Genomic DNA, 6,736 nt, shown 5'->3' on the forward strand with positions numbered 1-6,736 from the left:
CAACATACTATTGAGTACTTTAAACACTAACTTGGGGCTCACATCTAGTAGAAACGATGAAAAGAGAGTCCTTTTTTAAGAAAAGCGATGCGCATTGATTTTTTCATTTGATAGAATGAGTTCAAAAAAGCACAAACGAATGACAATAAACAAGATACATCAACTAGTCCGATCTATAAGGATGGAGAGAGTCGGTCGGAGGCGACACACCATCTATAGACACATACGTCGTGCTCCTCCATGCCATATCGCACTATCATGAACGGGATGATTTTCAGTGAGACGTTGATATATGCGGGAAGCAGCTATCGATTTACCACTGACCTGGATCTAAAAAAGAAGCAATAGATGAAATGAAATTCCAAAACAAAGAACGTTTTTGACAGATTTGGTCGACGAACTTTCGTGTGCAACACCTTCTAAGGTTTTCAAGAACAGTATTCGATTTGTACATAAACTCGTCACTGTTTGCCATCCATAACACGAGATACACTTAAATCAAAAAAGGAGTTATCTCATGAATCTTCAAGAGTGGATTAGACTGTTTTACAAGACGGAAACACTGCGATTTGATCACCTTTGGACATACTTAAATACGACACCCCAAGAACTTGAAGCGTACATCGATCGACTCAATCCTTGGTTGAACATCGCTTTGAAGTCCTCTGATGGCATCTATGACGCGGAAGTCATCGATCAACTTGAGCATTACCTGCTTCGTCGATTCAACAAACGAAAAAAGAAAGTCAAAGTCACGCTCGAGGTCGAGTTGGAACTCCCGGAAGATGCTTTCAATTTTTCTCGGACCGAAAAAATGAGAATGATTGAACGGGTCACAAACCACATGGAAGCCCAAAACTTGAAGAATTGGCGCATTGTGAGGATGCAGCGGATATAATTGATTGATGTGTATGTAGATCTATCTAAGTATATACGCCTATACATACTATGTACGAAAGAGTAGAAAATGAAATTCACTTATTTAGTCCTATCTCTAGTCGTACTACTGATAGCCGGATGTACCAGTCTTCCACGAATGAGAAAGTGGAAGAAACTGCTCCACAAACCGAGACGGTAGTCGCGACGACTGAAGCGAGCACTGACGAGTCAAAGAGAGATGATTTAAGTCTAGAGAATGTATAAATAAGGAGCGTCTTAATGAAAATTGATTTCCTATCAAACCATCCTGACAAAATAAAAGAAGTTTCTGAGATAATCTATGAAGAATTCGTAATAAATACCGGAAGCATCATGCGATATGATGATGTACGCAATCACTTTTCAAATACGGGTACTCACGCATTCCCTATCACCCTTATCGCCTTGGAGAATGAGCATTGCTTAGGAACGGTTTCAATATTTGAAAACGATCTAAAGAGTAGAGAAATGTATGGACCTTGGCTTGCGTCCCTATACACGAAGCCAGAGTGTCGTAACCGGGGGATAGGTCAGAAATTAATTGCGCGAACTCTTGATGTGGTCAAAGAGTTGGGATTCCCTGAACTTTATTTAAGAACGGAACATGCATCTGTCTATTACAAAAAAAGAGGTTGGGCTCATGTCGAAACTGTGAGATTAGATTCAGGGGAAGAAATTGACGTATTCAAAATCACTTGTATCTAACTTTTAAGTTTAAATATAGCCATTCGATAAAAGATGATCGAACAATGATCATAATCGAAAATTAAAACAACAACCCCTTCATAAAAAGACATTCTCCACCCTTAAGAGAATGTCTTTTCGTGTTTAGTTTCGTCTTCCGTGCACTTTATCGAGCCGAATCTTCTCGATCAACGCGTGGATGATCTGTTCGTTTCTCCCAGCGAAATCTTTGTTGAAGGGAATCCGCTCCCCTTCGAACATAAAATAATCAAGCTGGTATGGGAACATCCGATGTCGTATATACCAATCTGTGTTTCAAGAAATGTTCTAGTACCTTTTTTTCAAACTCTCTAGAATAGCTTATACCTCTAAAAGCCTTTTGGTATCGCATGTAACTTTTGTCGGATATCAGATTATAAAGTTGACGTCACGTCTACTTTTGGTGATTCCATAAGAACGATTGATCAAAAAAATATACATTTTATCTTGCACATTTGACGTATAAATTGCTTAGATTAGCGACTTTATTCGGTTTGTTTCATATAGTCGCTTTCGATAATTGACATGATAATCTCATCTGAATAAACATCATCGTAGAACAATGCCTCTCTTAAAACACCTTCTCTGATAAAACCAGCCTTCTCATAGGCTCTGATGGCTCGTAAATTATGACTAAATACTTCTAACTGTAACCGATTCAGTCTAAGTTCCTTAAAAACAAATTTTAAAACCAGTCGAGTTGCTTCTGAACCGAATCCTTTTCCTGTTAGACCAGTAGCAGCCATCGAGATTCTAAAGCCTGCTTTTCGATTTTCCTCGTCTATATCAAAAATCGATAACTCCCCAATCATCTGATTGGTTCCATTGAGACAAACAGCAAAATCATAACGTGATGTATCTTTTTTTATGTTACTGATGTGCTTGTGAATTTGCTCGAGAGTGAATGAACACTTTGTCCCAGTCATATATCTAATTTCTTGATCTTGAGTGGCATTTAAAAAAATCTGTGCATCTGATTCTTTTAACAAACGTAGATAAATTCTGTCACTGATTAAATTCATAGCCATTCCCCCCTAAAAGTCAGTGTTTCCTTAAATATTACTTGTTTTATTTCTATCTTTTTACGCTACCGAAGAGTCGTTTAAAGAAACCAGGCGATGATGGTTTGCGTTCTAACTCTCTAGATGACGTGCTAGTCACACTAAGTTCAATTTGATTGTGGCCTACTGATTTTTGCTGCAGTAGCATCGACGTCAGTTTTCCAATGTAATCCGTCAATTCAAATTCGAACCCACGATCTACATCCGGTCTCCCACTACTAGCATGGGCTCTTTCATGAAGAAGTGTACCTGCAAAAGCCTCTAACGATCTTAACTGAGACCGTGCAATCAAAATCGTCCCACTATCGCTTTGCCACAGTCCAAGTGTCTCATTCCGATCAAATGCAAAATGAATCCTGTCTACTAATTTCACGTCAGTTACATGAGGCGGCAAGTTTCCGATGAGCCCTAAAATATGTTCTTTCATGTTCCAAATTGATCGCTCTTCCTCACTTAACATCTCTAATGGGATCACTTCATACGTTAAATTCTCACGCATCTCTTCCACAAAGGTACGTATATCTCGAATCGGATTCCCTGTAATATCTTTTGTATTGGCCAAAGCACTGCTCAAATTATCAGGAATGGTCACGATGCGATAATCATACCCACTCACATCATCAGCAATCGAAGAATGATGCATGGCTTCAGAAGGGGTCATGAAAATGACATCTTCACGCGCATTCAAAATCTTACACGAATGGATGGCTACATCTTTCCAGGATAGTTCGACGGGCATCTCACCTGCAGTAAATCGATTTAATGACTCAACAAGCATTTTGGTCGTATGCGGTTCTTGGTTCTCTAAAAGAATTTGTTTGACCCTCGTCGAATAAGCAGTTCTCCCGACATTGGTACGTTCCCGGTTCAGTTCTTTTTTCATTGCCTTCGTTAACGACGTAATATTATAGGAGAACAAAAAGTTCTCTTCTTCGGCTACTTTCACACCATTGATGTAAATATTTGACGTTTCGCCTCTTCTTTTTAAAATCTCACCGTATTGAACGGCCGAGAGTGTTTCTTCATTACTGAATACGAGAAACAGTTGTTTGGCCTTCTGAACCTCATCTTTCGGTACATTTGTCAGAATAAACTCTGTTCCTTCAAAGCGGGGGTCAAGCGGTTCTTCGATGTAGGCATGGAGTGTCATCACATCCTCAAAAGCATGCTTGGTGCTTTTCCCTAATGTAAATCTTCCGTGTTTCGATAAAATTTCGACACCGATACCGTGGCGATCGAACGTCGCCATGGCGTCTTTGAGACCTACACCGAATCGGCCGATTAGATTGGGATGGCTTAACTTCTCCTGATTTTCATTCTGTGTGAAGTGTATGTATTGTAGCCCTCGTCCGAAATCACGAATTCGCCATTTCCCGTCATTACCCAAATTGATTTGAATCTCCTCAGTCTGGGTGATGGTCTGTTCATCTAGAGCGTTTGCGATGATTTCTCGAAGCGCATGATACACTTCCCAGTTCTCCAGGACTTGTTCAATATTTAAATCAAACTTTTTCATCCTCACTTCTCCTTTTTTGTGTATATACAATTCAAGATACTCATAATTGAAAAATTATCCAACATACCATAATTATAATCCTCTATTTGTTAAATAGCTCTTCAATTATACGTGACTATGAATATACCGCATCGGGGTTTTCTGCATCGAAAAAATGAAAGTAGACTTGGTTTTAATTTCTTCACAGTTTATATATAAGATCTCTAGTAGCGTCCTCTACTCATTATTTCCGTCGAATAATGTCGAACTTCTACCTGAAATTCTTAAATGGACAAATTTTAAAAAACACTATTTTCTATTGTCTTAATTTGTAAAATTATGCTTTAAAGAGTATCCGATTATTATATACTCGCTAGTGGAGGAGGAATGGATATGAAATTTTATAAATCAACCTGGTTTATCGTCCTAATGCTAATCTTTTTATTCCCTGTCGGACTTTTCTTGATGTGGTGGCATCAAAAATTTACGATAGCAAGACGCGTGCTGATCACGGTCTTCTTTCTATTGTTCTGGGGATGGGCATTCAGCTTAGAAGAACCCGCGATCAGTGCGGAACAGTGTGAGCAAGGAGTCGCTGAAGTGAAGGAACAACTTACGAGTCTTCAAGCGGAATATGACGATATGAAGCTGGTGGTCAAAGACTATAAGACCGAAATCGCATCCTTAACCAAGAAATTAGAGGACGCCGATAAAGTCACGGCGCAAGAAGTAAAAGAAGCAGAAACAAAGATGCAGAAGAAACACGAGGCTGAGCTTAAGAAAGCCATTGCGAACGCTGAGAAACAGGCAGAGAAAGAAGTCGCTGCTGCACAGACGGAAGCGAAAAAACAGATTGCCGCTGCAGCCGCAAGTACAGAGACCGAGCAGAACACTGTTGTCGCGACAGAAAGTGAACCAGTAGTGGCCGCAGAACAGAGTGGAGACGTCTCAAGCGTCGACACGAACGGCAACGGACAAGTGACGATCCAAGAAGCCAAAGATGCTGGATTCAGTATGCCAATCAGAAGCAGCCATTGGTTGTATCCTTATATGCAAGACAATGACGGAGATGGCATGGTCGGAGAGTAATCATGCTCATGCGACGAATCAAATAGAGTCATATTAATCAAACGCATCCTCGTGAAATCGAGGGATGCGTTTTTTGTCCTGCTTCGTCCTGCAATCTTTATACGTGGTGGCAACTGACTTTGAAACGTCTTTCACTATTAAGACTCACGACTCTCTTTATCAACATCTCGTTTAGATTTTAAAGCGAATCAGTCTTCAAAAGCTAAGGGGTTAATATATAGGTCATCAATCATTAAACATAGTCATCTGTTATAGAAATGAACATGTTTAATTCATTTGAATACAGTTTAAATAGGTTATACTAAGATTAAACATAGTCATATCCGAACGAAATGACTATGTTTAATTCATTATAATGATTAATGAGGGGATTCCTATGCGCAATTATAATTATCAGTACCTGGCCGAGCTGGCCTTACCGATGGAGACCGTACGATTGATCGGTCGTATCAATGAATATAAAGGCAAACAAGACCTCTATAAACAACAGGCGCCTCAAATCCTGAACACCTTGCGTGACGTGGCGGTCATCCAATCGACAAAGGCTTCCAATGCGATTGAGGGGATCGTTGTGACAGAGAGTCGCTTACACACCATCATGTCGAAGACTTCGGACCCGGCCGACCGCTCGGAAGCGGAAATTGCCGGTTACCGGGATGTCTTGAACTTGATCCATGCGTCGGCTCAGGACATCCCGCTCAACCCGAACATCTTGCTCCAGCTTCATAAGGAGCTCTACAAGTTCGTTCCGATTGAGGGCGGGCGATGGAAGAATGTCGACAACGAGATTAGCGAGACCTTCCCCGACGGTACACGTCGTACACGCTTCGTACCTGTTCCAGCGTTTGAGACACCCGCTGCTATCCAAGCCTTGTGCGATAGTCTGAAAGAGCGTCGTCAAAACGAGGACGTCGACCCGCTCATCCTGACAGGTATGTTCGTGCTCGACTTTTTATCCATCCATCCGTTCAATGACGGGAACGGCCGCATGGCCCGTCTCGTGACCTTGTTGATGCTCTATCAATATGGCTTCGAGGTCGGCCGTTATATCAGTCTTGAAAAGATTGTCGAAGAACGAAAAGAGGACTACTATGAGTCCCTTCGGCTATCATCCATTCACTGGCATGAGAATCGTCAAGACCCGTTCCCATGGATCAACTATCTTTTGAGCGTGATTCTTGCGGCCTATAAAGAGCTTGAGGAGCGCGTTGGCATCGTCACGTCAGGCAGTCAAAACAAGACCGTTCGAATCAGGCGCTTCGTCGAAGGCAGAATTGTCCCGTTTACCAAATCAGATATTCGACAAGCCTGTCCCGACATCAGTGAGGCGACCATCAACCGTGTCCTTCGTGAATTACGTGATGAAGGGATCATCGCCCCATCAGGACTTGGACGAAGCGCGAAATGGATCAAACAGTGATTATATGAATACGTGACATTAATTTTTATA

General features: G+C 41.2%; 5 protein-coding genes and 1 pseudogene. 4 read left to right on the plus strand and 2 right to left on the minus strand.

The genetic code is table 11. The features are described from left to right. Window positions 1-517 precede the first annotated feature (517 nt). Window positions 518-898 (plus strand): hypothetical protein, encoded by a 381-nt coding sequence (locus A6395_RS07665; RefSeq protein WP_071398606.1) that lies wholly within the window; start codon window positions 518-520, stop codon window positions 896-898. Between the two features lie 260 nt (window positions 899-1,158). Beyond that, a complete protein-coding gene (locus A6395_RS07670; RefSeq protein WP_071398607.1) occupies window positions 1,159-1,623 on the plus strand; it encodes a GNAT family N-acetyltransferase in 465 nt (154 codons plus the stop codon). Between the two features lie 503 nt (window positions 1,624-2,126). On the opposite strand, the gene A6395_RS07675 is transcribed toward A6395_RS07670, so the two are convergent. After that, on the minus strand, window positions 2,127-2,663 hold the full coding sequence (locus A6395_RS07675; protein ID WP_071398608.1) for a GNAT family N-acetyltransferase: 537 nt from the start codon (window positions 2,661-2,663) through the stop codon (window positions 2,127-2,129). A gap of 52 nt (window positions 2,664-2,715) precedes the next feature. Next, complete coding sequence (locus A6395_RS07680; RefSeq protein WP_071398609.1) at window positions 2,716-4,218, minus strand: ATP-binding protein; 1,503 nt, start codon at window positions 4,216-4,218, stop codon at window positions 2,716-2,718. Between the two features lie 918 nt (window positions 4,219-5,136). Between A6395_RS07680 and A6395_RS16310 the strand changes: the two are divergent. Beyond that, a pseudogene (locus tag A6395_RS16310) lies at window positions 5,137-5,286 on the plus strand (DNA/RNA non-specific endonuclease); the annotation flags it as partial. Window positions 5,287-5,662: 376 nt separating this feature from the next. Continuing rightward, window positions 5,663-6,706: a Fic family protein gene (locus tag A6395_RS07690; RefSeq protein ID WP_071398611.1), complete on the plus strand. Its 1,044-nt coding sequence runs from the start codon at window positions 5,663-5,665 to the stop codon at window positions 6,704-6,706. Window positions 6,707-6,736: the final 30 nt, after the last annotated feature.

The sequence above is a fragment of the Exiguobacterium sp. SH31 genome (genome assembly GCF_001816105.1).
Taxonomy (GTDB): domain Bacteria; phylum Bacillota; class Bacilli; order Exiguobacteriales; family Exiguobacteriaceae; genus Exiguobacterium; species Exiguobacterium aurantiacum_A.

What these genes read in the sequence shown, in the direction of transcription:
- A6395_RS07680 (WP_071398609.1), bottom strand. Translation starts at nt 4,218, where the DNA reads ATGAAAAAGTTTGATTTAAATATTGAACAAGTCCTGGAGAACTGGGAA.
- A6395_RS07690 (WP_071398611.1), top strand. Translation starts at nt 5,663, where the DNA reads ATGCGCAATTATAATTATCAGTACCTGGCCGAGCTGGCCTTACCGATG.
- A6395_RS07670 (WP_071398607.1), top strand. Translation starts at nt 1,159, where the DNA reads ATGAAAATTGATTTCCTATCAAACCATCCTGACAAAATAAAAGAAGTT.
- A6395_RS07675 (WP_071398608.1), bottom strand. Translation starts at nt 2,663, where the DNA reads ATGAATTTAATCAGTGACAGAATTTATCTACGTTTGTTAAAAGAATCA.
- A6395_RS07665 (WP_071398606.1), top strand. Translation starts at nt 518, where the DNA reads ATGAATCTTCAAGAGTGGATTAGACTGTTTTACAAGACGGAAACACTG.